This is a genomic window from Pseudomonas azerbaijanoccidentalis (assembly GCF_019145495.1).
Taxonomy (GTDB): Bacteria; Pseudomonadota; Gammaproteobacteria; order Pseudomonadales; family Pseudomonadaceae; genus Aquipseudomonas; species Aquipseudomonas azerbaijanoccidentalis.
On the sequence record NZ_JAHSTU010000003.1, the window covers coordinates 144583 to 171385 of the forward strand.

The 26803-nt window shown below is 61.4% G+C and carries 31 protein-coding genes and 1 pseudogene; 30 read left to right on the forward strand and 2 right to left on the reverse strand.

Going from position 1 to position 26803, the window contains the following annotated elements; all coding sequences use genetic code 11:
- Positions 1-36: 36 nt before the first annotated feature.
- The 7 genes from KVG88_RS11375 (at position 37) to KVG88_RS11405 (ending at position 5636) form a co-directional block, all read left to right on the forward strand.
- A complete protein-coding gene (locus tag KVG88_RS11375; RefSeq protein ID WP_217871374.1) occupies positions 37-1167 on the forward strand; it encodes a protein-glutamate methylesterase/protein-glutamine glutaminase in 1131 nt (376 codons plus the stop codon).
- Complete coding sequence (locus KVG88_RS11380) at positions 1167-1907, forward strand: flagellar motor protein (RefSeq protein ID WP_150704831.1); 741 nt, start codon at positions 1167-1169, stop codon at positions 1905-1907. The genes KVG88_RS11375 and KVG88_RS11380 overlap by 1 nt, the downstream gene beginning before the upstream one ends.
- Positions 1908-1919: 12 nt before the next feature.
- On the forward strand, positions 1920-2813 hold the full coding sequence (gene motD / locus KVG88_RS11385) for a flagellar motor protein MotD (RefSeq protein WP_412071306.1): 894 nt from the start codon (positions 1920-1922) through the stop codon (positions 2811-2813).
- Positions 2814-2856: 43 nt separating this feature from the next.
- A complete protein-coding gene (locus tag KVG88_RS11390; RefSeq protein WP_217871375.1) occupies positions 2857-3645 on the forward strand; it encodes a ParA family protein in 789 nt (262 codons plus the stop codon).
- A 120-nt stretch (positions 3646-3765) separates the two neighbouring features.
- Entirely contained in the window at positions 3766-4716 is a 951-nt protein-coding gene (locus tag KVG88_RS11395) for a CheW domain-containing protein (protein WP_217871376.1), read from the forward strand.
- Between the two features lie 41 nt (positions 4717-4757).
- Positions 4758-5243: a chemotaxis protein CheW gene (locus KVG88_RS11400; RefSeq protein WP_007980742.1), complete on the forward strand. Its 486-nt coding sequence runs from the start codon at positions 4758-4760 to the stop codon at positions 5241-5243.
- Entirely contained in the window at positions 5244-5636 is a 393-nt protein-coding gene (locus tag KVG88_RS11405) for a DUF2802 domain-containing protein (RefSeq protein WP_150704834.1), read from the forward strand. It abuts the gene before it with no gap.
- Between the two features lie 127 nt (positions 5637-5763).
- On the opposite strand, the gene KVG88_RS11410 is transcribed toward KVG88_RS11405, so the two are convergent.
- Both KVG88_RS11410 and fliK read right to left on the reverse strand, forming a co-directional pair.
- Positions 5764-6093: an EscU/YscU/HrcU family type III secretion system export apparatus switch protein gene (locus tag KVG88_RS11410; RefSeq protein WP_217871377.1), complete on the reverse strand. Its 330-nt coding sequence runs from the start codon at positions 6091-6093 to the stop codon at positions 5764-5766.
- On the reverse strand, positions 6090-7664 hold the full coding sequence (gene fliK / locus KVG88_RS11415; protein ID WP_217871378.1) for a flagellar hook-length control protein FliK: 1575 nt from the start codon (positions 7662-7664) through the stop codon (positions 6090-6092). Before fliK ends, KVG88_RS11410 begins: the two co-directional genes overlap by 4 nt.
- A 198-nt stretch (positions 7665-7862) precedes the next feature.
- Between fliK and ccmA the strand changes: the two genes are divergently transcribed.
- The 23 genes and pseudogenes from ccmA to phnP all read left to right on the forward strand — a co-directional run bounded on the left by ccmA (position 7863) and on the right by phnP (position 26794).
- On the forward strand, positions 7863-8498 hold the full coding sequence (gene ccmA / locus KVG88_RS11420) for a cytochrome c biogenesis heme-transporting ATPase CcmA (protein ID WP_217871379.1): 636 nt from the start codon (positions 7863-7865) through the stop codon (positions 8496-8498).
- Positions 8495-9163 carry a heme exporter protein CcmB gene (gene ccmB / locus KVG88_RS11425; protein ID WP_007980754.1) on the forward strand — a complete coding sequence of 223 codons (669 nt, stop codon included), beginning with the start codon at positions 8495-8497 and terminating at the stop codon, positions 9161-9163. The genes ccmA and ccmB overlap by 4 nt, the downstream gene beginning before the upstream one ends.
- Before the next feature lie 92 nt (positions 9164-9255).
- A complete protein-coding gene (locus KVG88_RS11430) occupies positions 9256-10011 on the forward strand; it encodes a heme ABC transporter permease (RefSeq protein WP_217871380.1) in 756 nt (251 codons plus the stop codon).
- Complete coding sequence (gene ccmD / locus KVG88_RS11435; protein ID WP_008055370.1) at positions 10008-10184, forward strand: heme exporter protein CcmD; 177 nt, start codon at positions 10008-10010, stop codon at positions 10182-10184. The genes KVG88_RS11430 and ccmD overlap by 4 nt, the downstream gene beginning before the upstream one ends.
- Positions 10181-10636, forward strand: coding sequence for a cytochrome c maturation protein CcmE (gene ccmE, locus KVG88_RS11440; RefSeq protein ID WP_060541439.1), 456 nt, complete (start codon positions 10181-10183; stop codon positions 10634-10636). Before ccmD ends, ccmE begins: the two co-directional genes overlap by 4 nt.
- A 3-nt stretch (positions 10637-10639) precedes the next feature.
- Entirely contained in the window at positions 10640-12628 is a 1989-nt protein-coding gene (locus KVG88_RS11445) for a heme lyase CcmF/NrfE family subunit (RefSeq protein WP_150702721.1), read from the forward strand.
- Positions 12625-13161, forward strand: coding sequence for a DsbE family thiol:disulfide interchange protein (locus KVG88_RS11450; RefSeq protein WP_150702722.1), 537 nt, complete (start codon positions 12625-12627; stop codon positions 13159-13161). The genes KVG88_RS11445 and KVG88_RS11450 overlap by 4 nt, the downstream gene beginning before the upstream one ends.
- Positions 13158-13628 carry a cytochrome c-type biogenesis protein gene (locus KVG88_RS11455; RefSeq protein WP_217871381.1) on the forward strand — a complete coding sequence of 157 codons (471 nt, stop codon included), beginning with the start codon at positions 13158-13160 and terminating at the stop codon, positions 13626-13628. Before KVG88_RS11450 ends, KVG88_RS11455 begins: the two co-directional genes overlap by 4 nt.
- Entirely contained in the window at positions 13625-14827 is a 1203-nt protein-coding gene (gene ccmI, locus KVG88_RS11460) for a c-type cytochrome biogenesis protein CcmI (RefSeq protein ID WP_217871382.1), read from the forward strand. The genes KVG88_RS11455 and ccmI overlap by 4 nt, the downstream gene beginning before the upstream one ends.
- 14 nt (positions 14828-14841) lie before the next feature.
- Positions 14842-15252, forward strand: coding sequence for a hypothetical protein (locus KVG88_RS11465; protein WP_217871383.1), 411 nt, complete (start codon positions 14842-14844; stop codon positions 15250-15252).
- A gap of 1010 nt (positions 15253-16262) precedes the next feature.
- Positions 16263-17096, forward strand: a complete 834-nt coding sequence (phnC, locus tag KVG88_RS11470; RefSeq protein WP_150702727.1) for a phosphonate ABC transporter ATP-binding protein — start codon at positions 16263-16265, stop codon at positions 17094-17096.
- Between the two features lie 44 nt (positions 17097-17140).
- A complete protein-coding gene (phnD, locus tag KVG88_RS11475) occupies positions 17141-18151 on the forward strand; it encodes a phosphonate ABC transporter substrate-binding protein (protein WP_217871384.1) in 1011 nt (336 codons plus the stop codon).
- A gap of 132 nt (positions 18152-18283) precedes the next feature.
- Positions 18284-19066 (forward strand): phosphonate ABC transporter, permease protein PhnE, encoded by a 783-nt coding sequence (gene phnE, locus KVG88_RS11480; protein WP_150702729.1) that lies wholly within the window; start codon positions 18284-18286, stop codon positions 19064-19066.
- A 36-nt stretch (positions 19067-19102) separates the two neighbouring features.
- Entirely contained in the window at positions 19103-19807 is a 705-nt protein-coding gene (gene phnF, locus KVG88_RS11485; protein ID WP_191630488.1) for a phosphonate metabolism transcriptional regulator PhnF, read from the forward strand.
- A gap of 11 nt (positions 19808-19818) precedes the next feature.
- The gene (gene phnG, locus KVG88_RS11490) at positions 19819-20268 is read left to right on the forward strand and encodes a phosphonate C-P lyase system protein PhnG (RefSeq protein ID WP_225933964.1); all 450 of its coding nucleotides are present in this window, start codon (positions 19819-19821) and stop codon (positions 20266-20268) included.
- Positions 20268-20858 (forward strand): phosphonate C-P lyase system protein PhnH, encoded by a 591-nt coding sequence (gene phnH, locus KVG88_RS11495; RefSeq protein ID WP_150702731.1) that lies wholly within the window; start codon positions 20268-20270, stop codon positions 20856-20858. Before phnG ends, phnH begins: the two co-directional genes overlap by 1 nt.
- A complete protein-coding gene (locus KVG88_RS11500) occupies positions 20858-21934 on the forward strand; it encodes a carbon-phosphorus lyase complex subunit (RefSeq protein WP_217871386.1) in 1077 nt (358 codons plus the stop codon). The genes phnH and KVG88_RS11500 overlap by 1 nt, the downstream gene beginning before the upstream one ends.
- Positions 21935-22799: pseudogene (locus tag KVG88_RS11505) on the forward strand (alpha-D-ribose 1-methylphosphonate 5-phosphate C-P-lyase PhnJ); the annotation flags it as partial.
- Complete coding sequence (gene phnK / locus KVG88_RS11510) at positions 22796-23602, forward strand: phosphonate C-P lyase system protein PhnK (RefSeq protein ID WP_217871388.1); 807 nt, start codon at positions 22796-22798, stop codon at positions 23600-23602. The pseudogene KVG88_RS11505 and the gene phnK, both read left to right, overlap by 4 nt.
- Before the next feature lie 28 nt (positions 23603-23630).
- On the forward strand, positions 23631-24350 hold the full coding sequence (phnL, locus tag KVG88_RS11515; protein WP_217871389.1) for a phosphonate C-P lyase system protein PhnL: 720 nt from the start codon (positions 23631-23633) through the stop codon (positions 24348-24350).
- On the forward strand, positions 24340-25485 hold the full coding sequence (locus KVG88_RS11520; RefSeq protein ID WP_150702736.1) for an alpha-D-ribose 1-methylphosphonate 5-triphosphate diphosphatase: 1146 nt from the start codon (positions 24340-24342) through the stop codon (positions 25483-25485). Before phnL ends, KVG88_RS11520 begins: the two co-directional genes overlap by 11 nt.
- Positions 25485-26054 (forward strand): phosphonate metabolism protein/1,5-bisphosphokinase (PRPP-forming) PhnN, encoded by a 570-nt coding sequence (gene phnN / locus KVG88_RS11525; RefSeq protein ID WP_217871390.1) that lies wholly within the window; start codon positions 25485-25487, stop codon positions 26052-26054. The genes KVG88_RS11520 and phnN overlap by 1 nt, the downstream gene beginning before the upstream one ends.
- Complete coding sequence (gene phnP, locus KVG88_RS11530) at positions 26045-26794, forward strand: phosphonate metabolism protein PhnP (protein WP_217871391.1); 750 nt, start codon at positions 26045-26047, stop codon at positions 26792-26794. Before phnN ends, phnP begins: the two co-directional genes overlap by 10 nt.
- The last annotated feature ends 9 nt before the right edge of the window (positions 26795-26803 follow it).

Consider the following 26803-nt stretch of genomic DNA (forward strand, 5'->3'; position numbering starts at 1 on the left):
GGCGACTGAGGCCCCGCTGCGTCTAACGGAGTGTTTATGGCAGTCAAAGTCCTGGTGGTGGATGATTCGGGGTTTTTCCGCCGCCGCGTCTCGGAAATTCTTTCAGCGGATTCGAATATCCAGGTCGTCGGTACGGCGACCAACGGAAAAGAGGCGATCGATCAGGCCCTGGCCCTCAAGCCGGACGTGATCACCATGGACTACGAGATGCCAATGATGGACGGCATCACGGCGGTGCGGCACATCATGCAGCGCTGCCCGACCCCGGTCTTGATGTTTTCCTCGCTGACCCATGAAGGCGCCCGGGTAACCCTGGATGCGCTGGACGCCGGCGCGGTGGACTTCCTGCCGAAGAATTTCGAAGACATCTCGCGTAACCCCGAGAAGGTCAAACAACTGCTGTGCGAAAAGATCCTGAGCATTTCGCGCAGCAACCGTCGCGTCAATGCCTACAGCGCCCCGGCGCCTGTGGCCGCGCCAGCCCCAACGCCTGCGCCGTCGAGCATTGGCAGTTACGGCAGCAGCGCGCCTGCACGTCCGGCACCCGCACCGATTCCGGCTCGTGCCCACGCAGCTGCGCCGTCGTCGCCTGCGCCAAAACGCAAAGCCTACAAACTGGTCGCGATCGGCACGTCCACTGGCGGCCCGGTTGCCTTGCAGCGGGTACTGACCCAGTTGCCGGCCAACTTTCCGGCACCGATCGTGCTGATCCAGCACATGCCTGCGGCGTTTACCAAAGCGTTCGCCGAGCGCCTGGACAAGCTGTGCCGCATCAGCGTCAAGGAAGCCGAGGATGGCGACATCCTGCGTCCGGGCCTGGCGTTGCTCGCACCGGGTGGCAAGCAAATGATGATCGACGGCCGTGGCGCGGTGAAAATCCTGCCGGGTGACGAGCGATTGAACTACAAGCCGTGCGTCGACATTACCTTCGGCTCGGCGGCCAAGTCTTACGGCGACAAAGTTCTGGCGGTCGTGTTGACCGGCATGGGCGCCGACGGTCGCGAAGGCGCGCGTCTGCTCAAGCAGGGCGGCAGTTCGATCTGGGCGCAGGATGAAGCCAGCTGCGTGATCTACGGCATGCCGATGGCCATCGTCAAAGCCGAGCTCGCCGACGCGGTGTACAGCCTGGACGATATCGGCCGGCACATCGTCGAGGCATGTATCTGATGGATGTTCTCAGCCTAATCGGCATCATCATGGCGTTCGTCGCCATCATCGGCGGCAACTACCTCGAAGGCGGCCACCTCGGTGCGCTGGCGAACGGCCCGGCGGCGTTGATCGTGCTCGGCGGGACCATCGGCGCGGCGTTGCTGCAATCGCCGATGAGCGCGTTCAAGCGCGCCATGCAGATTCTGGCGTGGATCCTGTTTCCGCCGCGTGTCGACCTGGCTGGTGGCATCGACCGCGTCGTCAACTGGAGCCTGACCGCCCGCAAGGAAGGCTTGCTGGGCCTTGAAGGCGTGGCCGATGCCGAGCCCGACAACTACTCGCGCAAAGGCCTGCAACTGCTGGTCGACGGCGCCGAGCCGGAAGCGATTCGCAGCATCCTCGAAGTGGATTTCTACACCCAGGAAAGCCGTGACATCGAAGCCGCCAAAGTCTTCGAAAGCATGGGCGGTTACGCGCCGACCATCGGCATCATCGGTGCGGTCATGGGCCTGATTCATGTCATGGGCAACCTCGCTGATCCCTCGCAATTGGGCAGCGGTATTGCCGTGGCGTTCGTCGCTACCATCTACGGTGTGGCCAGTGCCAACCTGGTGCTGCTACCGATTGCCGCCAAACTCAAATCCATTGCGTTGCGCCAGTCGCGTTATCGCGAAATGTTGTTGGAAGGGATCCTGTCGATCGCCGAAGGTGAAAACCCACGCTCAATTGAGTTGAAGCTTCAGGGCTTCATGGATTGATGGGGGTAATGGATTATGGCTCGTCGTCGGCACCAGGAAGAACACGTTAACCACGAGCGCTGGCTCGTGTCCTACGCGGACTTCATCACGCTGCTGTTCGCTTTTTTCGTGGTGATGTACTCGATTTCTTCGATCAACGAAGGCAAGTACAAGATCATTTCCGAGGCGCTGATCGGCGTCTTTACCGACTCCGACCGTGCGCTCAAGCCGATCCCGATCGGCGAAGAGCGGCCGAAGACCGTGATCCCGGCCAAGCCGCTGGTCAAGGACAGTGAGCAGGTGGACGCCGGTGTTGCCGGTGCCAGCGATCCACTGAAAAGCATCGCTGACGATATCAGTGCGGCATTCGGCGATCTGATCCAGTCCAACCAGATGACCGTGCGCGGCAACGAGTTGTGGGTCGAGATCGAACTCAATTCCAGCCTGTTGTTCGGCAGCGGCGACGCCATGCCCAGCGACATCGCATTCAACATCATCGACAAGGTCGCGGCCATCCTGAAGCCGTTCGACAACCCGATTCACGTCGAAGGTTTTACCGACGATCAGCCGATTCGCACCGCGCAGTACCCGACCAATTGGGAGCTGTCATCGGCCCGTTCGGCCAGCATCGTGCGCATGCTGGCGATGCAAGGGGTGAACCCCGGTCGCCTGGCATCGGTGGGCTATGGCGAGTTCCAGCCCGTGGCCAATAACGCCACCGCGGAAGGCCGGGCGCGCAACCGTCGCGTGGTGCTGGTGGTGTCGCGCAATCTCGATGTACGCCGCAGCCTGACAGGCACCGGAACCGCTCATGCACAACCGGATGCCGCGTTGAAGCGTGCTGGCACACAAACTGCACCGACCCCGGTCAAGTCGCCGGTACGAGAGAGCGCCGTCAATTCTCCGTCACCCGCATTAACACGTTGAGCTATTTCTCGGCCGTTTCACAGGGCCGGGAGGAACAATCCGAATGAGAGTCTGGGCAGTCGCCAATCAAAAGGGTGGTGTCGGTAAAACCACTTCCTCCATCGCTTTAGCCGGTTTGCTGGCCGAGGCGGGCAAGCGCGTGGTCGTGGTCGACCTGGACCCCCACGGCTCGATGACCAGCTATTTCGGTTACGACCCTGACAGCCTGGAACACAGCAACTACGACCTGTTCCTGCACAAGGGCAACGTGCCTCAGGGTTTGCCGGGCCAGTTGTTGCTGTCGACCAGCGACCCACGCATTTCCCTGCTGCCTTCCAGTACCGCGCTGGCGACCCTTGAACGTCAGTCGCCGGGCCAGAGTGGCTTGGGCCTGGTGATCGCCAAGAGCCTGGCGCAGTTGTGGCAAGACTTTGATTACGCGGTGATCGACAGCCCGCCGTTGCTCGGCGTGCTGATGGTCAATGCCTTGGCGGCGAGCCAGCAACTGGTGATCCCGGTGCAGACCGAACACCTGGCGGTCAAAGGCCTGGAGCGTATGGTCAATACGCTGGCGATGATCAACCGTTCGCGTAAACAGGCGTTGCCGTTCACCATCGTGCCGACGCTGTTTGACCGCCGTACCCAAGCCTCTCTCGGTACGCTGCGGGTCTTGCGCGATAAGTTTCCCGATGAAATCTGGCAGGGCTACATCCCGGTGGACACACGCCTGCGCGATGCCAGCCGTGCCGGAGTCACACCTTCGCAGTTCGATGGCAAGAGCCGTGGCGTACTCGCTTACCGCGCGCTGCTCAAGCATTTGCTGGCGGCACAACTTGTTCCGCAGGTGGCTTGAGATGAGTTCAATTCCTGTAGGAGCTGCCGCAGGCTGCGATCTTTTGATCTGGTTTTGCGGTGCGTTAGAAATCGCTAAAAGATCGCAGCCTGCGGCAGCTCCTGCAGTGAGAGCATGCGCATGAATCGGCCACTGAAGCTCACGTCACGCCCGCAACTGGCGTTGCAGTCGTACCTGGACAACCTTCTGCAAGAGGTGACCGAGGAACTGTTATCGCCGGTTGAAGCGCTGCCTGAGGTAGCCGAAGCCGAAGCGGTTCTCGATGAGTTCCAGGCTGCGGTACTTGAAGAGCAGGCCCGTGATGCCGAGCAGGTCAGGCGTGCTGCCGAGCCTGTCGCCAAGGCCGCTGAGCCGGTGGACGTGCCGGCGCGTCCGGCTGTTGCCGTGATCGAAGCGCCTGCACCGATCCTGTCGCCGGTCTCGACCATCGCGCCATTGCTGCAAACACTGGTCACGCCGGTTGCCGAAGTGCAGCAGGCGCCGGAGCCGACAGTCGTCGAAGTCCAGCAAGCCTTGGTTGCGCCGGTGGTCGAAGTTCATTTGCCGCCCGCCATCACCCCACCACCGGTGGAAACCGATGGTCGTCCGTACTGGGCCGCCGAGCCGTTCGAATGCCTGTTGTTCGATGTCGCCGGGTTGACCCTGGCGGTGCCGTTGGTGTGCCTGGGTTCGATTTATTCCCTGGCCGGTCATGAGCTGACGCCGTTGTTCGGCCAGCCTGAGTGGTTTCTCGGGATCTTGCCGAGTCAGGCAGGCAACCTGAAAGTGCTGGATACCGCTCGGTGGGTCATGCCCGACCGTTATCGCGACGATTTCAAGCAAGGCCTGCAATACGTCATTTCCGTCCAGGGCTATGAATGGGGGCTGGCGGTGCATCAGGTCAGCCGTTCGTTGCGCCTGGATCCGAACGAAATCAAGTGGCGCAGTCACCGTGGTCAACGGCCATGGCTGGCGGGCACGGTGATTGAACACATGTGTGCGTTGCTCGACGTTTCCGCGCTGGCGGAGTTGATCGCCAGCGGCGGCGCAAAGCACATGGGCGGCAGCAAGCCGACCCACAAAACTACATAACAGAACAACACCGCTAGGGCGGTTTCTTGAGGGGTCAGGGTATGAATGACAAGGCAACGGCGGCAAAAGGTTCCGAAGATCCGATCCTGCAATGGGTCACCTTCAAGCTGGACAACGAGACCTACGGCATCAACGTGATGCGCGTTCAGGAAGTCCTGCGCTACACCGAAATCGCCCCGGTCCCGGGTGCCCCGAGCTACGTGCTGGGCATCATCAACCTGCGCGGTAACGTGGTCACCGTGATCGACACCCGCCAGCGTTTCGGCCTGATGAATGCCGAGATCAGCGACAACACCCGTATCGTCATCATCGAAGCCGACAAGCAAGTCGTCGGGATCATGGTCGACAGCGTGGCCGAAGTGGTTTACCTGCGTCAGTCGGAAATCGAAACCGCGCCGAACGTCGGTAACGAAGAATCCGCGAAGTTCATTCAAGGCGTGTGCAACAAGAACAACGAACTGCTTATCCTGGTCGAACTGGACAAGATGATGAGCGAAGAAGAATGGTCGGAACTGGAGAGTATCTGATTGATTCTCGAGGTTGCGGTCATTGTCCTGTTCCTGTTCTGGGCAGGCACGCTGGCAATGTTCCTGGCGTACATTCGCGCTCAGAAACAGATCGCCGCACAACAGGCCCAAGGTGACGCGCTGCGCGATCAGCGCATCAAGGACCTGGGCAAGCGCGTTGACGACTATCAGAACGGCAACGTTCGCATGGGTGAAGACCTGCATGAACTGCGCGCGATCGTCGCGCCGTTGCCGGACAAACTCGTTCAGCTGGAACAGCGCGACCCCACCAGCCTCTCGTTCGCCCAGGCGGCGCGACTGGTCGGGATGGGCGCGAGCGTCGACGAACTGACCCAGTCCTGCGGCTTGACCCAGGCTGAGGCGGAGTTGATGAGCAAGCTGCATAAGAACTGACAGATCAAAAGATCGCAGCCTCGTTTCACTCGACAGCTCCTACATTGGGAAGGCGTACACCCTGTAGGAGCTGTCGAGTAAAACGAGGCTGCGATCTTTTCACTTCACCCCAGAACCCTCCCCAGACTCAATAATCATCCCCACGCTCAGTAACGTCCTTCTCGACCATTGGCGCGTCCGGATCCTGTCCCGCCGGAAACTTGCCTTTCAGATTCCAAGCAAACGCAATGATCTCGGCAATCGTCCGGTACAAGTCTTCCGGAATGCTGTCGCCCAACTCCATGCGTGCGAGCAATCTCACCAATTCGGCGTTTTCGTAGATCGGCACTTCGTAGTCGCGGGCGATCCGCAGAATTTCTTCCGCCAGTTCTTCATCACCCTTGGCCGTAAGGGTCGGGGCGTGGCTGCCGTCATATTTGAGGGCGATGGCCTGGCGTGGGGCGTTGGGATTTCTCATGCGGTTTCGTCGACCCAGCGTTGTTCTAGACGAGTTTGTGGGCCTTGCGGTGGCTTGCCGTGATGGCAATCGAGATCGCCGACATTCAGGCCACAATCGAGCATACGCGCGCGCAATGCCGCCAGATTGCTTTCGATCAGGCTGGCGGTGTACGGCCGTTCGGCCCAGAGCTGGCTGGACAGGCTGCCCTTGATCAATTGCGCCTGGACCTGCATCGGCCCCAGCGGCTCCATGTCAAAGGCCATTTCGACACGCCACAGTTGTTGTTTCGGCTCGCGCTCGTCGCGGCGTTCCTGGGGCTGCTCTTTTTCCGGCGCGTCTTCGCGCTGGAACTTGATCTGCAACGGTACGATGTCCTGCATATTGCGCATCGGCACTTCCAGCTGCCAGGTGCTCATCAGGCGACCGTCATTGGTCACGCCGGTTTGCTCGAGGCTCGACAACTGATGGCTTTGCAAGCGCGAAACCGCGGCGGCGGCGAGGCGCAGCAGGTGTTCGAGATCGTCTTCGCCGTCTGCGCTTTGCAGCATCCGTTCAGGCAACGGAAAACTTGTCGGCGATGGTTTGGCGCTGACCTGGCCGAGCATGCCCAAAGCGTTGCGCACGAAACTCGGCATCGCCTGGGCCAGCGTGTTAGCAGCAATGATTGCACTGAGATTGGTGCTGGCCGGCAGCCCCGGTGTCAGTTGCGCGATGAGCTTGAGCAAGTCTCCTTTCATATCGGGTGCGGCCGTCGGGTTCTGGCCGGTCAGCAGTTTCGATTCGAGAAACGCACCGCTGCCGGCCAGAGCCAGCGCCAGGCCTTTGGGTGTGCTCAGTTGCCGGACGTCCGGTAGGCCAGAGAGCAGCTTGTCGACCGTGGCATGCAAATCACTGGAGGTCTGATTCGAGGGCGGCAAGTTTTGCAGGAGTTTGAGCAAACCATCCAGCGAGCCCTGGCGGCTGGTCTGGCTGACCAGTTGCTGGGTTACCGCCAATTGCTCCTGGCGGCTGCTCAACGGTACGAACTTCAGCGTTTGCGTGTCCTGCACCTGCGCACTGAGCAACGTGCCGATACGCAATGGCTGCGGGCTGTCGATGCTCAGGGTGCTGCCACTGAGGGCGGTGTTGAGCAGGCTGACCATCGAGCGAAACACGGTCGGTTGCCCCGGCACTTGCGGCAACACCTGGGAGGTCAGCACTTTGCCCTGCAACAGCGTCCCCACCGGCAGTTGCGCGGTGTCGAGACGGGTGAGGGTGGCAACGCTGGAGGCGATGGCCTGCTGCACGGTGATCGCCAGGTTGCCAGCCGATGGTTGAGTCACGGCCACACTGGTGCCTTGGGCCAACGGCTGATTGCTGGTGGCCTGGACCGTGGTTTGGCGGCCGCTGTCGAGGGTGACCTTGAGCAGTAGCTGAAAAGTCTGGTCCGCCTGCTTGAGCGACAGCACTTCAGCCTTGGCAGTCTGGCCCGCAGTGATCAGGCCTTCGATGGGCGTCAGCAGCTTGAGCAACTCGCCGCTTACTGCCTGTGGGCGCGCAGATGCAGGGGTGGTCTGCGGTAGCGGGAGGATGTTCATTTCGCCTGTCATACGCGGTCACAACCTTGGGAAAATGCACGCTTTAGAGTAGGGGATGGCATGTATAATGCCGCGCAGTTGTATACAGAGTGCCGATAACATTGCAATTATTTGACGCAGCTCGCTAGTTTGGGCCGCCAATACATTTATTCTGCATCTCTTTAACGGCCGCGCCAGAGCCGACTTGAACCGTATAAGGCCCGTGAACCCTTGACCAGTCCTGTCCTGCAAACCGTTGCCCTTGCCTGTGAGCGGGACCTTCGGCTGCTTTTCGAAAATCTCGATTTGAGACTGGCCAGTGGCGAAATGGTGCAGATCAGCGGCCCCAACGGCAGTGGCAAGACCAGCCTGTTGCGCCTGCTGTCCGGGTTGATGCAGCCGACCGCCGGTCAAGTGTTGCTCAACGGTCAGCCGCTGCACGAGCAACGCACGGAGCTGGCGCGCAACCTGCTGTGGATCGGCCATGCCGCCGGGATCAAGGACCTGCTGACGCCCGAAGAGAACCTGAGCTGGCTCTGCGCCCTGCATCAACCGGCCTCCGTGGAAGCGATCTGGCAAGCCTTGGCCGCTGTCGGGCTGCGCGGTTTCGAAGATGTTCCGTGTCACACCCTGTCCGCCGGGCAACAGCGCCGCGTTGCGCTGGCACGCTTGTATCTGGATAGCCCGCCGCTGTGGATTCTCGACGAACCGTTCACCGCTCTCGACAAGCAAGGCGTGGCGCAACTCGAAGAACACCTGGCCGCCCACTGCGAGCGCGGTGGCATGGTGGTATTGACCACTCACCACACGCTGAGCCGGATGCCGGCCGGTTACCGCGATATTGATCTGGGGAAATGGGCCGTATGAGTGTTTTCGGCCTGTTGGTCGCCCGTGAGGCCCGTCTGCTGTTCCGCCGTCCCGCGGAACTGGCCAATCCGCTGGTGTTCTTTGCCATCGTCGTTTCGCTGTTCCCGTTGGCGGTTGGTCCCGAGTCTCAATTGTTGCAAACCTTGTCTCCGGGACTGGTCTGGGTGGCAGCGCTTTTATCGGTTTTGCTCTCGCTGGACGGGCTTTTCCGCAGTGATTTCGAGGATGGATCGCTGGAACAGTGGGTCCTTTCGCCGCACCCCCTGGCTCTTCTGGTTTTGGCCAAGGTGCTGGCACACTGGGCGTTTTCCGGCCTGGCACTGGTTTTGCTCGCACCCTTGCTGGCTTTGATGCTCGGTCTGCCTGCCGCCTGTCTGCCGGTGTTGCTGCTTTCGTTGTTGCTGGGTACACCGGTGCTGAGCCTGCTCGGTGCGGTGGGCGCAGCCCTGACGGTCGGTTTGAAGCGCGGTGGCCTGTTGCTGGCGTTGCTGATTCTGCCGCTGTACATCCCGGTGTTGATCCTTGGCAGTGGCGCCTTGCAGGCCGCGCTGCAGGGCATGCCGGCGACCGGTTATCTGCTGTGGCTTGGTAGCCTGACCGCCCTGGCGATAACCCTGACACCTTTTGCAATAGCTGCTGGCCTGAAGATCAGCGTCGGCGAATAATAATGAGGCCTGATCATTTTTTGATCACTTCTTTTGAAGAAAGGCAGGCCCTGGCTCTTCACAGTAAAGAGCAACCGTGACGGAAACAAAGTATGAACTGGACGTGGTTTCACAAGCTCGGCTCGCCCAAATGGTTTTACGGCATCAGCGGCAAAATGCTGCCCTGGCTGAGCGTCGCGGCGTTGCTGCTGATCGGCGTCGGCGTGGTCTGGGGTCTGGCGTTTGCGCCGCCGGATTACCAGCAAGGCAATAGTTTCCGCATCATCTATATCCACGTTCCGGCCGCCATGCTGGCGCAGTCCATCTACGTGATGCTGGCGGTGTGCGGCGTCGTCGGGCTGGTGTGGAAGATGAAACTGGCCGACGTCGCCCTGCAATGCGCGGCGCCCATCGGTGCCTGGATGACCGCCGTGGCGCTGGTCACCGGGGCGATCTGGGGCAAACCGACCTGGGGCTCGTGGTGGGTCTGGGATGCACGCCTTACGTCCATGCTTATCCTGCTTTTCCTGTACTTCGGTCTCATTGCGCTGGGCAACGCCATCAGTAATCGTGACAGCGCGGCCAAGGCTTGCGCGGTGCTGGCGATTGTTGGCGTCATCAATATCCCGATCATCAAGTACTCGGTGGAGTGGTGGAACACCCTGCACCAGGGCGCGACGTTCACCCTCACCGAAAAGCCGGCGATGCCGGCAGAGATGTGGCTGCCATTGCTGCTGACGGCGCTGGGTTTCTACTGTTTCTTCGGCGCGGTCCTGCTGCTGCGCATGCGCCTTGAAGTGCTCAAGCGGGAAGCACGGGCCAGTTGGGTGAAAGCTGAAGTGGAAAACAGCCTGGAGATCGCTAGATGAGTTTTGCGTCATTCGGCGATTTCCTCGCCATGGGCCATCACGGCCTGTATGTCTGGTCGGCCTACGGCATCTGCCTGGCGGTGCTGGCCCTCAACGTGGCGGCGCCAATCCTGGCCCGCAAGCGGTATCTGCAACAAGAGGCGCGTCGTCTGCGCCGGGAGAACGGCAAGTGAATCCGCTGCGTAAAAAGCGACTTATCATCATTCTGGCCATCCTGGTCGGGGTCGGCGCTGCCGTCGGCCTGGCCCTGAGTGCCCTGCAGCAGAACATCAACCTGTTTTATACACCGACCCAGATCGCCAATGGCGAAGCCCCGCAAGACACGCGCATCCGTGCTGGCGGCATGGTCGAGGCCGGTTCCTTGCAGCGCTCCGGCGACTCGCTGGACGTGAAGTTCGTCGTTACCGACTTCAACAAGTCCGTGACTATCACTTACCGCGGCATCCTTCCGGACCTGTTCCGCGAAGGGCAGGGCATCGTCGCCCTGGGCAAGATCAACGCCGATGGCGTAGTGGTGGCCGATGAAGTGCTGGCCAAGCACGATGAAAAGTACATGCCGCCGGAAGTGACCAAGGCCCTGAAAGACAGCGGCCAGTCGGCACCTACTCCTGCGAAAGAGGGCTAACCGATGACATCTGGAATATTTATCCCGGAGCTGGGCCACCTGGCCATGATCCTGGCGCTGTGTTTCGCGCTGGTTCAAGCCGTGGTGCCATTGGTCGGTGCCTGGCGCGGTGACCGTTTCTGGATGAGCCTGGCCCAGCCAGCCGCATGGGGGCAGTTCGCGTTTTTGCTGTTCGCCTTCGGTTGCCTGACCTACGCCTTCATGGTCGATGATTTCTCCGTGGCCTATGTGGCCAACAACTCCAACAGCGCGTTGCCGTGGTACTACAAATTCAGCGCCGTATGGGGCGCCCACGAAGGTTCGTTGCTGCTGTGGGCGCTGATCCTCGGCGGCTGGACCTTCGCGGTCTCGGTGTTCTCCCGGCAATTGCCGCAAGTCATGCTGGCCCGCGTGTTGGCGGTGATGGGCATGATCAGCACCGGTTTCCTGCTGTTCCTGATCCTGACCTCGAACCCGTTCAAACGCATCCTGCCGCAAGTGCCCAGCGACGGCGCCGACCTCAACCCGTTGCTGCAAGACATCGGCCTGATCGTCCACCCGCCGATGCTGTACATGGGCTACGTCGGTTTCTCCGTGGCGTTTGCTTTCGCGATTGCCGCGCTGATGGGCGGTCGCCTTGATGCGGCGTGGGCGCGTTGGTCGCGTCCGTGGACCATCGTTGCGTGGGCGTTTCTCGGTATCGGCATCACCCTCGGTTCGTGGTGGGCGTATTACGAACTCGGCTGGGGCGGCTGGTGGTTCTGGGACCCGGTGGAAAACGCCTCGTTCATGCCATGGCTGGTGGGCACCGCGTTGATTCACTCGTTGGCGGTCACGGAAAAACGCGGCGTGTTCAAGAGCTGGACCGTGTTGCTGGCGATCGCCGCGTTCTCGTTGAGCTTGCTTGGCACCTTCCTCGTGCGTTCCGGCGTGCTGACTTCGGTTCATGCGTTTGCCTCCGACCCGGAGCGCGGCGTGTTCATCCTGATTTTCCTGCTGTTCGTGGTCGGTGGCTCGCTGACCTTGTTCGCCTTGCGCGCACCGGTGGTCAAGAGCCAGGTCGGCTTCAACCTCTGGTCCCGGGAAACCCTGTTGCTGGGCAACAACCTGGTGCTGGTGGTTGCAGCTTCGATGATCCTGCTCGGCACTTTGTACCCGCTGATTCTCGATGCGATGACCGGCGCCAAGCTGTCGGTCGGCCCGCCGTACTTCAACGCGTTGTTCATTCCGTTGATGGGGTTGCTGATGGTAGTGATGGCAGTGGGCATGCTGGTGCGCTGGAAAGACACCCCGGTCAAATGGCTGATGAGCATGCTGACCCCGGTGTTGCTCGGCAGCGCCGCGCTGGCCGTGGTGGCTGGCGTCGCTTATGGCGATTTCAACTGGGCGGTGCTGGCGACGTTCATGCTTGCGGCCTGGGTGTTGCTGGCCGGTGTGCGTGACATCTTCGACAAGACGCGCCACAAAGGCTTGATCAAAGGCCTGCCGACCCTGACCCGCAGCTACTGGGGCATGCAGGTGGCGCACCTGGGTATCGCGGTCTGCGCCCTCGGCGTGGTGCTGTCGAGCCAGAACAGTGCCGAGCGCGATTTGCGCCTGGCGCCGGGCGAATCCATGGACCTGGGCGGCTACCAGTTCGTCTTCGAAGGCGCCAAGCACTTCGAAGGCCCGAATTTCACTTCCGACAAAGGCACTGTGCGGGTGATCCGCGATGGCAAGGAAGTCAGCGTGCTGCACCCGGAAAAACGCCTGTACACCGTGCAGAACTCGGTGATGACCGAGGCCGGGATCGACGCCGGTTTCACCCGTGACCTCTACGTTGCTCTGGGTGAACCGCTGGGCGATGGCGCTTGGGCAGTTCGGGTGCACGTCAAACCGTTCGTGCGCTGGATCTGGTTCGGTGGCTTGCTCACCGGTCTGGGCGGATTGCTGGCGGCGCTGGATCGTCGTTATCGGGTCAAGGTGAAAAGCCGTGTGCGTGAAGCGCTGGGCATGTCGGGAGCCACTGCATGAGACGTTGGTTGATGTTGTTGCCACTGGCGATTTTTCTGGTGGTCGCTGTGTTCCTTTATCGCGGACTGTATCTGGACCCCGCCGAGCTGCCTTCGGCAATGATCGGCAAGCCGTTCCCGGAGTTCTCCCTGCCAGCGGTGCAGGGCGACAAGACCCTGACCCGCGCCGACATCCTCGGTAAACCGGCACTGGTCAACGTCTGGGGGACCTGGTGCATTTCCTGCCGGGTCGAGCACCCGGTGCTGAACAAACTGGCCGAGAAAGGCGTGGTGATCTACGGCATCAACTACAAGGACGTCAACGCCGATGCCTTGAAGTGGCTGTCGGAATTTCACAACCCGTATCAGCTGGATATCCGTGACGACGCCGGCACCCTGGGCCTGAACCTCGGGGTTTACGGCGCGCCGGAAACCTTCTTCATCGACGCCAAGGGCATCATCCGCGACAAGTTTGTCGGTGTGATTGACGAGCAGGTCTGGCGCGAAAAACTGGCGGCCAAGTATCAGGCGCTGGTTGATGAGGCCAAGCCATGAAGCGCTGGGTGGCTGCTGTTGTTCTGGGCTTGAGCCTGGCCGGTGTGGCGCACGCCGCCATCGACACCTACGAGTTCGCCAAGGAAGGCGATCGCGAGCGTTTTCGTGAGTTGACCAAGGAGTTGCGCTGCCCCAAGTGCCAGAACCAGGACATCGCCGACTCCAACGCACCGATCGCCGCGGACCTGCGCAAAGAGATTTTCCGCATGCTCGGCGAGGGCAAGGACAATCAGCAGATCATCGACTTCATGGTCGATCGATACGGTGATTTCGTCCGCTACAAACCGGCCCTGAACGCCAAGACCGCATTGCTCTGGTTTGGTCCTGCCGGCCTCCTGCTGGGCGGTTTTGTGATCATCGCGGTGATCGTCCGCCGTCGTCGCGTGCAACGCGCTGATACCCCGGACACGCTTTCTGCCGAGGAGCGCAAGCGCCTCGATCAACTGTTGGATAAAAACCAAGAATGATTGATTTCTGGCTCGCTGCAGGTCTGCTCCTTCTGGTGGCCCTGAGTTTTCTGTTGATCCCCGTTCTGCGCAGCCGTCGCGCCCAGCTCGAAGAGGATCGTACTGCCCTGAACGTGGCGTTGTATCAAGAGCGCGTGGCTGAGTTGCAGACTCAGCAGGAAGAGGGCGTGCTCGACGCCGCACAAATGGATGCCGGTCGCGCTGAAGCCGCCCGGGAATTGCTCGCCGACACCGAAGGCGTCGCCGCGCCACGCGTCACGCGTCTGGGCAAACCGGCACCGTTGCTGGCGGCGATTCTGGTTCCGGTGCTGGGCCTGGGGTTGTACCTGCATTTCGGCGCCAGCGACAAAGTCGAGCTGACCCGGGAATTCTCCCAGGCGCCGAAGTCGATGGAAGAAATGACCCAGCGTCTGGAGCGCGCGGTGGCGGCACAGCCGGATTCCGCCGAGGCCCTGTATTTCCTCGGTCGCACCTACATGACTCAGGATCGACCAGCGGATGCGGCGAAGATTTTCGAGCGCACCGTCAACCTCGCCGGGCGCCAGCCTGAACTGCTGGGGCAGTGGGCTCAGGCCCAGTACTTTGCCGACGGCAAGAAATGGTCGGACAAGGTTCAGGCGTTGACCGACGAAGCGTTGAAAGCCGATCCGAAAGAAGTCACCAGCCTCGGGTTGTTGGGCATCGCCGCATTCGAAGCCGAGCGTTACCAGGACGCCATCGACTACTGGAATCGCCTGCTGGAGCAACTGCCGGCGGACGATAAATCGCGAATCGCGCTGCAAGGCGGGATTACTCGCGCCACCGAGAAACTGGTGGCCAGCGGTGGCCAGGTGGTCAAGGCTCCCGTGGCTAAAGCGACGGCATTGCTCAAGGTCAGCGTCGATCTGGCGCCGGACCTCAAGGCGAAGGTTCAGCCGGGTGACAGTGTGTTCATCTTCGCTCGTGCCACCAACGGTCCTCCCGCGCCTTTGGCAGCCAAGCGTCTGACCGTGGCTGATCTGCCGGCAACCGTTGAGTTGAGCGATGCTGACGCAATGATGCCGCAGTTGAAACTGTCGAACTTTCCTGAAGTCCAACTGGTTGCGCGCATCTCTCGCGCCGGCAAACCTACCGCTGGCGAGTGGATCGGTCGCAGCCAACCCTTGGCTAGCAGCACCACCGCGCCGCAAACACTGACTATCGACAGCCCGGATAAATAACAGGAAGCACCCTCATGACCGCCATCGCTCGTATCACCTTGCTCAGCGTTGTTTTAGGGCTGAGCGCTTGTGCGGTCCAACGGCCACCTTCGGAGCAGCCGACGCGACCTCCGATCCCGCCATCGCAGCCAAGTACCAAGCCGGTGCCGTCTACTGTGCCGAGCAAGCCGTCCACGCCGGCCAAGCCCGCCAAATCGCTGCCCCGGACCTCGGCCAGTTTCGCGCCGCCGCCGGGGGGGAATAGTCACTGGGATCCTAAACTGGGTGTCTACGTGCTGGATGATCAGCCCAATACCTTTTATCGCCAGCGTACTTATTACCGTTGGGATAATGGCTGGAGCCGTTCGATCAGTCCGAAGGGGCCTTGGGAGGAGACGGATATTCATGGTGTGCCTGGGGGATTGGGGCGGCAGTTCGGGCAGTGACGTTAAGAGGCGACCTTCTGGGTCGCCTTTTTTGTGGGTGCGTGTTTGTCTCGGGCACTTACGAACCTTGTGCGAGCCAGCCTGCTGGCGATGGCTTTGTGTCAGGCGGAGTGGGTGTTGATGATGTACATATCCATTCCTGCGGTAACGGCTGCTTATGGTTTCGCCCTTACGTACGGCCCCTCGCTAAGGCTCGGTGTTCCTTCGCTCCGGCATTCATCCGGGGGCATCGCCTCCGGTCTGCTTCGCGACGACCTCCTCTCGATGTGTGCGGCTGCGCCGCACGGCGCTGCGCGCCCACCCCCGGATAAACGCCTGCACTCAGCCTGCCGATGGGGCGGGTGGATCAAGATCAAAAGCGGCAGGCGAGCTAACGCTCGGCCTGTTGAGTGGTGAAAAGCCTGGGTGTAGGCCGATCCATTGTAGGAGCCAGCCTTCTGGCGATGGCGGCCTGACAGCCGACCAGATTTCACGGCTGTACCACGCCCAATGTAGGAGCTGCCGCAGGCTGCGATCTTTTGATCTCGCTTGTAAAAAACAAAATCAAAAGATCGCAGCCTCGGTGCACTCGACAGCTCCTACAGGGAAATGCGCACGAACCAAACAAACAGGCCGGCCGGTAGGCCGCCTCGCTTTTGCTTTGGCTTTTGATCTTTTACCCCTTCGGCAGGCCGTACGCCGGGGCAAAGCCTTTTGCTTACTTTTGCTGGGCCGGCACTCCGGCGTTTGGAAAAGTGAGTCGCTGTAAGAGCGAAACCATAAGCCGCCGTTACCGCAGAAACGGATAAGTACACCCTCAAAAAATCGCCAGCAGGCTGGCTCCCACAGGGATCTTCAGCAGACACAGTAACTGTGTAAAACCGGAGCCACCCGCTCAACCTTTCACAAAACCTTCATCAAATAGTTATTCCAGCGACTTGTGCGAGTCATAGGGCTGACATGCCCCGTGCCTAAAGTCGGTTGAACTCCAATACAGCCACGGACGGCTGTTCAACCAGACAGAGAAGCCCATGAACGCAGCTATCCATGTCGATCATCTGAACAAGACCTTTGCGCGTAAAACCGCACTGGTCGACCTCGAACTGACCATTGCGGCCGGTGAGATGGTCGCGCTGATCGGCGCGTCCGGCTCCGGCAAATCCACCTTGCTGCGCCATCTCGCGGGCCTGGCCTGTTGCGATAAAAACAACGGCGGCAGCGTCAAGGTCCTGGGCCGCGAAGTGCAGGCGAGCGGTCGATTGAATGGCAAAGTGCGACGTCTGCGCGCCGACATCGGCTATATCTTCCAGCAATTCAACCTGGTCAATCGCCTGAGCGTGCTCGACAACGTACTGCTCGGCTGCCTGGGGCGCATGCCGCGCTGGCGTGGCAACCTGGGCCTGTTCAACGCCGAAGAAAAACAATTCGCCCTGGAGTCCCTGGACCGCGTCGGTCTGGCTGATCTGGCGGCGCAGCGCGCTTCGACCCTGTCCGGCGGCCAGCAGCAACGCGTGGCCATCGCCCGTGCGTTGACCCAGCGGGCCGAGGTGATTCTGGCGGATGAACCGATTGCCTCGCTCGACCCCGAGTCGGCGCGCAAGGTCATGGAAATCCTCGCCGACATCAACCGCCGCGATGGCAAGACCGTGGTGGTGACCCTGCATCAAGTCGATTACGCCACCCGCTATTGCCCGCGCGCCGTGGCGCTCAAGGGCGGACGCATCCATTTCGATGGTCGCGCCGCTGAGCTGAGCGGCCAGTTCCTCAACGATTTGTATGGTGCCGACATCGACACCAGCCTGATGTGTTCCGACCAGCTTCGCCCCGTCGAAGCCACGCCCCGCCTGGTCATGGCGCGCGCGTGACAACTCCTGGATTTCCCAACCGTTCACCCTCAGGAAACCTTTCCATGTTGAACCGTATCGGTCGTGTTTTTGCTGGCGCAGCCCTGCTCGCCAGTTGCGTAATGGGCACCGCCCAGGCTGAAGAAAAAGCCATCAACTTCGGCATCATGTCCACCGAGTCTTCGCAAAACCTCAAGAGCATCTGGCAGCCATTTCTCGATGACATGCAGAAGCAGACCGGCCTGAAGATCAACGCCACGTTCGCCTCTGACTATGCCGGCCTGATCCAGGGCATGCGCTTCAACAAGGTCGACGTCGCCTGGCTGGGCAACAAGGCGGCCATTGAAGCCGTGGACCGCTCCAACGGTGAAATCTTCGCCCAAACCGCAGCCGCCAGCGGTGCAGCCGGTTACTGGAGCGTGTTGATCGCGCGCAAGGACAGCCCGATCAACTCCGTTGACGACATGCTGAAAAACGCCAAGAACCTGACCTTCGGTAACGGCGATCCGAACTCCACTTCGGGCTACCTGGTACCGGGCTATTACGTGTTCGCCAAGAACCACGTCGATGCCGCCACCGCCTTCAAGCGCACCCTCAATTCCAGCCATGAGGTCAACGCGTTGAGCGTGGCCAAGGGGCAACTGGACGTGGCGACCTTCAACACCGAAAGCTGGGATCGCCTGGAAGTCACCCAACCTGATAAAGCCGCGTTGCTGAAAGTGATCTGGAAGTCGCCGCTGATCCCGGCCGACCCGCTGGTGTGGAGCAAAGCGCTGAGTGACAGCGAGAAGCAGAAGATCCGCGATTTCATCTTCAGCTACGGCGATACCGACTCCGAGAAAGCCGTGCTCGCGGGCATGCAGTTGGGCAAGTTCCTGAAGTCCAGCGACGACCAATTGCTGCCGATCCGTCAGCTGGAGCTGTTCAAGCAGCGCACCACGATCAGCGCCGACACCAAGCTTGAAGCGGCGGACAAGGCCAAGAAACTGGCCGACATCGACGCCGAGCTGGCCAAGCTGCAAGAGCGCATCACCTTGCTCGAGAAGAGCGACAAAAAGACCGCCAACGCCGGTTGATCCATGTGGGAGCGAGCCTGCTCGCGATGACGATGTGTCAGTCGACATCGCAGGTGCATGTGCCGGCCTCATCGCGAGCAGGCTCGCTCCCACAGTTTTTTGTACTCGGCATAACTTTTTCAGAGAACCCTCATGACCACTCTCCACGCTGAAGCTGTTGGCAAGCGTACCTGGCCGCAATACGCCGGTTGGGGCCTGTTTCTGGTCCTGCTGGCCTGGGCCTGGCACGGTGCCGAAATGAATCCGATGGCGCTGTACCGCGATTCGGGAAACATGGCGACGTTCGCCGCAGATTTCTTCCCGCCGGACTTCCATGAATGGCGCTCGTACCTCAAGGAAATGATCGTCACCTTACAAATCGCCTTGTGGGGCACGGTGCTGGCGATTGTCTGCTCGGTGCCGCTGGGCATTCTCTGCTCGGAAAACATCACGCCTTGGTGGATCCACCAACCGCTGCGTCGGGTGATGGATGCCTTCCGTTCGATCAACGAAATGGTCTTCGCGATGTTGTTCGTGGTGGCCGTCGGCTTGGGGCCGTTTGCCGGTGTCCTGGCACTGTGGATCAGCACCACCGGCGTCCTCGCCAAGCTGTTCGCCGAAGCGGTCGAGGCGATTGATCCAGGCCCGGTCGAAGGCGTTCGCGCTACCGGCGCCAGTGCCCTGCAAGAGGTGATCTACGGCGTGATTCCGCAAGTGATGCCGCTGTGGGTTTCGTATGCGCTCTACCGTTTCGAAGCCAACGTGCGCTCGGCGACGGTGGTGGGCATGGTCGGTGCCGGCGGGATCGGCGTGATCCTGTGGGAAAACATTCGCGCTTTTCAGTTCGTACAAACCTGCGCGGTGCTGCTGGTGATCATCGTCGTCGTCAGCCTGATCGACATCCTCTCGCAACGCCTGCGCAAGCAGTTCATCTGATTTTCGGAGGGGTGCCTGCGGGCGCTTTTTTAAAGCATGCAGTTGTCTAGACAAGATGAGCCGGTGTACCGCGAATTGGCCGACATCCTGCGTCGTGAGCTGGGTGACTACCGCGCCGGAGATTTCCTGCCGGCCGAGGTGCAGTTGGCCGAACGCTTCGGTGTCAACCGCCACACCCTTCGCCGCGCCATCGATGAATTGGTGTTCGAAGGCAGCCTGTTGCGGCGCCAGGGCAAAGGCACGCAAGTGCTGGAACGCCCGCTGATTTATCCGATGGCCGCCGACAGCGCCTACAGCCAGTCGCTGTCGGCCCAAGGGCATGGCGTCGAGGCGGTGTTGCTCAAGCGTCGCTACTGCTTTGCCAGCCGTGAAGAGGCGCAGCATCTGGGCATCGCCGAGATGGCACCGATGATTGAATTGCAGACCTTGCGCAAGCTCGACCACCAGCCGGTCAGCCTGATTCGCCATCGCTACTGCGCCAGCCACGCGCCACTGCTGGCGGACTACACCGGCGGCTCATTGCGCCAGTACCTCAGCGAACGGGACATGCCGCTGACCCGCACCCAAAGCCTGATCGGCGCCCGTTTGCCCAACCGCGAAGAAGCCGCGTTGTTGATGATGCCCCGGCATTTGCCGGCGTTGAGTGTGTTCACCCTTTCCCGTGATCGCGACGGCCGTGCGGTGGAGCTGGCCCAGTCCACCAGCCGTTCGGATCGCTTCCAGTACCAGGTCGTCACCTGATGGAGAACGCCATGCAAAACCCTGTTCCTCACACCGAACGCCAGCACTGGATCGGCGTGCTGGCCCGCGCTCGTCGCAATGAATTGCAGCCCTTCGAAGACGCACTGCGCGACATCGAGTACCAACTGATCCGCGCGCCGGAAATCGGCATGACCCTGGTTCGCGGCCGCATGGGCGGCAATGGCGCGCCGTTCAACGTCGGCGAAATGAGCGTGACGCGTTGCGTGGTGCGCCTGGCCGATGGCCGCACGGGCTACAGCTACCTGGCAGGTCGCGACAAGGTTCACGCCGAACTCGCGGCGCTGGCCGACGCGCATTTGCAAGGCGTGCAACAGCGTCATTGGCTGACGGAAATGATCACGCCACTGGCGGCAAGTCAGGCCGAGCGCCGGGCACAGAAAGAGGCGGAAACCGCCGCCACCAAAGTCGAATTCTTCACCCTCGTGCGAGGAGAAAATTGATGAGCGCGCAGCTATTGCAACCGGCGTTCGCCGACCCTGTGCTGGATGCCCAGCGCGGTTTTCGCGCGGCACTCAAGGCTCTTGCTGGTCCCGGTCTGATCCAGACATTGCAACCGACTCCGAGCCTTGAAGGATTGGAACCGGCGACTTATGCGCTGTGCCTGGCGCTGCTGGATGTCGACACGCCGCTGTGGCTGGCGCCGTCCTTCGACACGCCGCTGATCCGCGCCAACCTGGCGTTCCACTGTGGTTGCCCGCTGACCGCCAAGCGTGAAGACGCGGGGTTTGCCTTGCTTGCCGCCGACGATTTGCTCGACCTGAGCGGCTTCGATCATGGCAACGACCGCTACCCCGATCAGTCCTGCACTTTGCTGGTTCAACTGCCAAGCCTCGACGGCGGGGCAGGGCTGAAGTGGCGCGGGCCGGGGATCGAAAGCGAACACGGCGTGGCGCTGCCGGTGGCCGATGGCTTCTGGCGCGAGCGTGAACGCCGCATCGAATTTCCCCGGGGCCTGGACCTGTTTTTCGCGGCCGGCCATGACCTGATCGGTTTGCCACGCAGCACCCGTATCGCAGAGGAGCGTGCCTGATGTACGTAGCCGTCAAGGGTGGCGAACAGGCCATCGACAATGCCCACCGTCTGCTGGCGAAAAAACGCCGGGGCGATACCTCGGTCTCCGAGCTGAGCGTTGAGCAGATCCGCCAGCAACTGCCGCTGGCAGTGGCGCGGGTCATGAGCGAAGGCTCGCTGTACGACGAAGAGCTGGCCGCGCTGGCCATCAAGCAAGCGGCGGGGGATATGGTCGAAGCGATCTTCCTGCTGCGTGCCTACCGCACCACGTTGCCGCGCTTCAGTCCGAGCCTGCCGATCGACACGCAAAACATGCAACTCAGCCGCCGCCTCTCTGCCACGTTCAAGGACGTGCCGGGCGGGCAATTGCTCGGGCCGACTTTCGATTACACCCATCGCTTGCTGGACTTTGCGCTGCTCGCCGAAGGTGAATATCCGGGACCGCAAACCACCCCGAATGCCAGTCTTGAACCGTGCCCGCGGGTCCTCGGTTTGCTGGCCAAGGAAGGCTTGATCAAGAACGAGTTCGACAACGGCGAAACCGTCGCTGACATTACCCGCGATCCGCTGGAGTTCCCCGCCAGTCGCGCCCAGCGCCTGCAAGCGTTGGCCCGTGGCGACGAAGGTTTTCTGTTGGCGCTGGGTTACTCGACCCAACGCGGTTATGGCCGCAATCACCCGTTCGCCGGTGAGATTCGTATCGGTGAGGTCGAGGTGTGGATCGAACCCGAAGAGCTGGGTTTCCCCGTCAACCTGGGCAGCATCGAAGTCACCGAGTGCGAGATGGTCAACCAGTTCGTCGGCTCGGCCACGGAGCTGGCGCAGTTCACTCGCGGCTACGGTCTGGCCTTCGGACACGCCGAGCGCAAGGCCATGGGCATGGCGCTGGTCGACCGTGCGTTACGCGCCGACGAGTACAACGAAGAGATCGTGTCCCCGGCGCAGCAGGAAGAGTTCGTGCTGATGCACTGCGATAACGTCGAAGCCTCGGGGTTTGTCTCGCACCTCAAATTACCTCACTACGTGGACTTCCAGGCCGAACTGGAACTGATCCGCAAACTGCGCAAGCCGGCCGAGGGCAGCAACCATGAATGACCTGACTCAAGCGCCGGTCCGCGACGCGGCGTACAACTTCGCCTACCTCGACGAACAGACCAAACGCATGATCCGTCGCGCCCTGCTCAAGGCCGTGGCGGTCCCCGGTTACCAAGTGCCGTTCGGTGGGCGCGAGATGCCGCTGCCTTACGGCTGGGGCACCGGTGGCATGCAATTGACCGCCGCGATTCTTGGCGATGACGACGTGCTCAAGGTCATCGACCAGGGCGCGGACGACACCACCAACGCGGTCTCGATCCGCCGCTTCTTCGCCCGCACCGCTGGCGTCGAGACAACGGAAAGTACGCCGGACGCGACGGTAATCCAGACCCGTCACCGCATCCCGGAAACACCGCTGCACGCTGACCAGATCATGGTCTATCAAGTGCCGATTCCCGAGCCGCTGCGCTTCATCGAACCGTCGGAAACCGAGACGCGGACAATGCACGCCCTCAACGATTACGGGGTCATGCACGTCAAGCTCTACGAGGACATCGCTACCTTCGGCCACATCGCCACGGCCTACGCCTACCCGGTGATGGTCGACGAGCGCTATGTGATGGACCCGTCGCCGATCCCGAAATTCGACAACCCGAAACTCGACATGAGTCCGGCGCTGATGCTGTTCGGTGCCGGTCGCGAGAAGCGTCTGTACGCGGTGCCGCCGTTTACCCGAGTTACCAGTCTCGACTTCGAGGATCACCCCTTCGAAGCGCAGAAATGGGAAGAGTGCTGCGCCATCTGCGGTAGCCGTGAATCGTTCCTCGACGAGCTGATCCTCGACGACGCCGGCACCCAGAGCTTCGTCTGTTCCGACACTTATTACTGCGCCCAGCGCGTCAGCCAGCAGGAGCAGGGTCAATGAACCAGGCGCTGAAAAACCAATTGTCCGTATCCACCGAACCCTTGTTGCGAGTGCGTGATTTGTCGCTGTTGTACGGACCGGAAAAGGGCTGTCAGGACGTCAGTTTCGATCTGTATCCCGGTGAAGTGTTGGGGATTGTCGGCGAGTCCGGCTCGGGCAAATCGACCTTGCTGTCGCTGCTCAGCGGTCGCTTGCCGCCACAGCGCGGCAACATCGGCTATCGCGATAAACAGGGGCAATGGCTGGACCTGTACAGCGCCAGCGAAGCCGAGCGCCGCACCTTGCTGCGTACCGAATGGGGCTTCGTCGAACAGAACCCGCGTGACGGTTTGCGCATGGGCGTATCTGCTGGCGCCAACATCGGCGAACGCCTGATGGCCCAAGGCGTACGCAATTACCAACAGTTGCGCGGCGCCGGTCTCGACTGGCTGAGCCAGGTGGAAATCGATCCGCAGCGTATCGACGATTTGCCGCGGACCTTTTCCGGTGGCATGCAGCAGCGCCTGCAAATCGCCCGCAACCTGGTGTCGAGTCCACGGCTGGTGTTCATGGACGAGCCGACCGGTGGCCTCGACGTTTCGGTGCAGGCGCGCTTGCTCGACCTGTTGCGCGGCCTGGTGCGGGAGCTCGATCTGGCCGTGGTGATCGTCACCCACGACCTGGCGGTTGCTCGCTTGCTGGCGGATCGACTGATGGTCATGCGCCGTTCGCGGGTGGTGGAAACCGGCCTGACCGACCAGATTCTCGACGATCCGCAGCACCCTTATTCGCAACTGCTGGTGTCTTCGGTGTTGCAGCCGTGAAGCCCCGTCCAACTGTGGAAACCGAGCGATGAATACCTTGATCGAGGTCCGTGACCTCTCGAAAACCTTCACCCTGCATCAGCAAAACGGCGTGGTCCTCAACGTGTTGCGCGGGGTGGATTTCAGTGTGGCGGGCGGCGAGTGCCTGGTGTTGCACGGCCAGTCCGGCGCCGGCAAAAGCACCTTGCTGCGCACCCTGTATGGCAACTATCTGCCGGCGGGCGGCAGCATTCGCGTGCAGCATGACGGCCAGTGGCGGGAGCTGGTGGGCGCCGAGCACCGGGACATTCTGCAAGTGCGTCAGCGCACGCTCGGCTATGTCAGCCAGTTCCTGCGGGTGATCCCGCGGGTCGCGTGCCTGGACGTCGTCATGGAGCCCGCTCTGGCCCGTGGCTGGTCGAAGCAACTGGCGCAATCGCGCGCCGAATTGCTGCTCAGTCGCCTGAATATTCCACAACGTCTTTGGCAATTGGCGCCCGGCACGTTCTCCGGTGGCGAGCAGCAACGGGTGAACATCGCCCGAGGCTTCATGGTCGCGTGGCCGGTGATGTTGCTCGATGAGCCGACCGCCTCCCTTGACGACGGCAATCGCCAAGTGGTGCTGGAACTGATGAACGAAGCAAAAGTCGCCGGTGCCGCGCTGATCGGCATCTTCCACGACCGCATCGCCCGCGAAGCAGTTGCCGACCGCCATCTCGACATGACCCCAGCCGCCGTGAACCCAGAGGAATACGCCGATGCCCGTTGAACAGATCCTCAGCAATGCCCAACTGGTCACCGCTGACCGTGTGTTCTACGGCACCGTGGTGCTGCGCGACGGTTTGATCGCCGAGGTCAATGAAGGCCCGAGCCGTTTGCCCCAGGCGCTGGACCTCAATGGTGATTACCTGCTGCCGGGGCTGGTGGAGTTGCACACTGACAACCTGGAGCGGCACATGACCCCGCGTCCTGGCGTGGACTGGCCGTCGGTGCCGGCGGTGCTCAGCCATGATGCGCAGATCATCGCGGCTGGCATCACCACGGTGTTCGACGCGGTATCTATCGGCGACGTGAACCCCAAGGGCAATCGCATGCAGAAACTGCCGGCGATGCTCGAGGCTATCTCCAAGGCCTCCGAGGCCGGGCTGACCCGCGCCGAACACCGTTTGCATTTGCGTTGCGAGCTGTGCCACCCGGACACCCTCACCGTGTTTCGCGACCTGGTGGAAAACCCGCTGGTGCAACTGGTGTCGGTGATGGACCACTCGCCGGGTCAGCGCCAGTTCGTGCTCGAATCCAAGTACCGTGAGTACTACATGGGCAAATACCACCTGACGACCACGCAGATGGATGAGTTCATTACGCTGCAAATGGCCAACTCGCGCACTTACAGCGATCGATATCGGGCGGCAATCGTCGAGCACTGCCTGGCCCTAGGCCTGTCGGTGGCCAGTCATGATGACGCGACCCTGGCTCACGTCGAAGAGTCGGCGCGCTACGGCATGACCATTGCCGAGTTCCCGACCACCGTCGAAGCCGCGCGCGGTTGCCGGGAAAACGGCATGCAGGTCCTGATGGGCGCACCGAACATCGTGCGTGGCGGTTCGCACTCGGGTAACGTGGCCGCCGCCGATCTGGCCGCCGCAGGCTTGCTGGATATTCTGTCCAGCGACTATTACCCGGCGAGCCTGCTGCAATCGGCGTTTGCGCTGGCTGCGCAGAACCAGCGGATCGGTTTGGCCGAAGCGGTGCGCATGGTCAGCCTGAATCCGGCGCGGGCGGCGGGGCTGACTGATCGCGGTGAAATTGCGCCGGGTTTGCGTGCCGACCTGATTCAGGCACGCAGTCAGGACGGTTTGCCGGTGGTCCAACAAGTGTGGCGACAAGCGACGAGGGTATTTTGATGTCAGGCAGGTTGATCTATCTCATCGGGCCTTCCGGTTCGGGCAAGGACAGCCTGTTGGATGCAGCGCGCACGCGCTTGGCCGAACGGGGTTGCCGCATCGTACGGCGGGTCATCACCCGTTCGGCGGAAGCGGTGGGCGAGGCAGCATTGGGCGTCAGTACGCAACAGTTCGCCGAGATGGAAGCTCAGGGCGCGTTTGCCCTGAGCTGGCACGCCAACGGCCTGTCCTACGGCATCCCTCGGGAAATCGACGATTGGTTGGCGGCGGGTGATGACGTGCTGGTCAACGGTTCGCGCGGGCACTTGCAGAACGCTCGCGCGCGCTATCCGCAGATGCTGGTGGTGTTGTTGACCGTGGACCAGGCTGTGTTGTGCGAGCGGTTACTGGCGCGAGGGCGGGAGTCGGTCGCGGAAATCGATGCACGGCTGGCGCGAAATGCCCGTTTCAACAAACGCGTCCTTGCTGACAACGACCCGGCGCTGCATGTGCTCGACAACTCCGGAGCACTGGAGAATACCGTTGAACGTTTGCTCGCCTGCATCGACGAACAATCGGCATGCGCCTGACGTTGTTGGGCACCGGTGACGCGCGGCAAGTCCCGGTCTATGGCTGTGAGTGCGCGGCCTGTACGCGCGCTCACATCGATGAGCGCTGGCGACGTCTGCCTTGCTGCGCGCTGGTCGAATGTGGGGACCAGCGCTGGCTGATCGACAGTGGTCTGCCAGACCTGACGGAACGCTTTGCACCACGCAGTTTCAATGGCATCTTGCAGACGCACTACCACGCAGACCATGCACAAGGTTTGCTGCACTTGCGCTGGGGTCAGGGACTGGTGATCCCCGTGCACGGTCCGGTTGACCCGGAGGGCCTGGCCGACCTCTACAAACACCCCGGCATACTTGATTTCAGCCAGCCGTTCGACGCGTTTGAAACCCGCTCCTTCGGGCCGCTGAGCGTGACAGCACTGCCGCTGCTGCACTCCAAACCAACCCTGGGCTATCTGTTGGAAGGCGAGGGGCGGCGCATCGCCTACCTCACCGACACCGTCGGGCTACCACCACAAACCACGGCATGGCTGCGCCGTCAGCCATTGGACGTACTGGTGCTGGACTGCTCAATGCCACCGCAACCCCAGGCACCGCGCAATCACAACGACCTGAACCTGGCCTTGCAATGCATCGACGAACTGCAACCGAAGTCAGCAGTGTTGACCCATGTGGGGCATACGTTTGATGTCTGGTTGATGGAGCATCGCGGCGAGTTGCCGGGGAATGTCAGTGTGGGGTTTGATGGGTGTGTGCTTTAGCGAAATCCG